At 63.6% G+C, this 1,910-nt stretch carries 1 protein-coding gene; it reads left to right on the top strand.

Annotation, left to right across the window (positions count from 1 at the left end):
- Positions 1 to 413: 413 nt before the first annotated feature.
- A partial coding sequence (locus Q4G24_RS16560) for a type VI secretion system Vgr family protein (RefSeq protein ID WP_303367635.1) occupies positions 414 to 1,910 on the top strand: 1,497 nt, incomplete at its 3' end.

Genomic DNA, 1,910 nt, shown 5'->3' on the forward strand with positions numbered 1-1,910 from the left:
CCGCCAACTTCAAGCCGCCGCCTCATCATGCAGCACAAACTTTTGCCGATATCTCAAGTCGACTGGATCATGCGGCCTCCACGTGAGAGGCGGACATTCCAGGCTTGCTGGCTGGTCGTGCCTTCGGGCTTGCGGGAGATGCCGTACATGTCGCTGGGCTGATTACGGCGGGACGGTGTTCTGGGCGCGGGCTTGCCGGCGCTGCCAGCCTTATCATTGTCATCTGCCATGCCTGTCCCGCCTCCGATCAGGTGCCGTCCCATCCTGAGGTCCCAGATTGTCCACATCAAGCCTGCGGTGCTGTTGGCAGCGTCTTTCTGCACGACCGGCCAAATCGGGACTGACACCCCGCCGGAGTGTGTGTAAAGTCGGGGCCAGTATTTCAAGTCAGCTTTGTGGGTAAGGGGTTTCGCATGAGCGCCGACTTCATTCAGGCCGAGCGGATATTGCGGATTGAAAGCCCCTTGGGGGCGGATGTGCTTCTGGCGCAGAAACTCAGCTTTCGTGAGGGGATATCGGAACTGTTCGAGGGGCGGCTCTCGGTGCGTTCCAAGACCCCCGATCTGAAGCCTGCCGATCTTCTGGGCAAGCCCGTCGATGTCAGCATCGAACTGGGCGGCGGCGAACGCCGCACATGGAATGCGATCGTCACCGATCTGACCGCCGGGCCGCGGCAAAGCCGGGGCCTGCGCAGTTATGAGCTGGTGCTGCGGCCGGACCTGTGGCTTTTGTCGCAGACCTCGGACTGCCGGATCTGGCTGGACAAGACGGCACTGGATGTGGCTGAAGAGCTGTTGTCCGAACATGGCATCACCGCACCTGTTGCCGGTGGCGTCGTCGATCCGGTCCCGGCGCAGCATTATTCGGTGCAGTGGAACGAGACTGATCTAGCCTATCTGACGCGGCGCCTGGAAGAGGACGGTCTGTTCTGGTGGTGGACGCATCAGGAGGGGGCACACCAGCTTCACATCGCCAGTCATGCGGCCGGTTATCTGGGCGGCGAGGATGTACGCTTTGCCCATGGCTCAAGCGACCGCAACCATATCAGCCGCTTCGAGACGACCTTCCGCTATATCCCCGGCCATCATGCGGGTCGGGACTGGAACTTCGAGACCCCGGGGACGGTGCCGGGCGGCGGTGTGCCGTCGCTGGTGAGCCTGCCCAGGAACGGCAATTACGAGCGGTATCACTATCCTGTGCTGCCCGGTTACGGCTCTGGCGGACGGGCCTCGGAAGGAATCGAGGATGGCGCGGTCGAACGCGTGGCGCGGCTTCGGATGCAGGCGCAGGAGGCGGAACATGCCCGGGTCGAGGGGGCGTCGATGGTGCGCACGCTGGCGGCGGGGGCACGGTTCACGCCCTATGACGTGGCCAATCCGGACAATGTGTTCGACCCGCATGTGATCCTGGCGATCGAGCATGAGGCGGTGGATACGAGCTATGAGAGCGTCGAGAACCAGCCGGAATATGCGAACCGGTTCCTTGCGCTGCCCGCGGATGTTCCGGCGACCCCGCAGCGGGTGATGCCGCAGCCGCGGATCGAGGGCACGCAGGTGGCGATCGTTGCGGGTCCTGCGGGCGAAGAGATCCACCCGGACGAATACGGCCGCATCAAGCTGTGGTTCCCCTGGGACCGGCGGGCGGCGAAGGACGGGTCGGACACCTGCTGGGTGCGGGTGCTGCAGAACTGGGCCGGCACCGGCTGGGGCGGCCAAGTGATCCCGCGCATCGGCATGGAGGTGATGGTGAGTTACCTCGACGGCGATCCCGACCGCCCGGTGGTGGTGGGCGTGGTGCCGAATACCAGACAGAAGGTGCCTTACGCGTTGCCCGCCAACAAGACCAAGATGGTCATGCGCTCAAATACCCACAAGGGCGAGGGCTTTAACGAGATCAGCTTTGAGGATGAG

This window comes from Paracoccus sp. (in: a-proteobacteria) (assembly GCF_030538695.1).
Classification (GTDB): Bacteria; Pseudomonadota; Alphaproteobacteria; order Rhodobacterales; family Rhodobacteraceae; genus Paracoccus.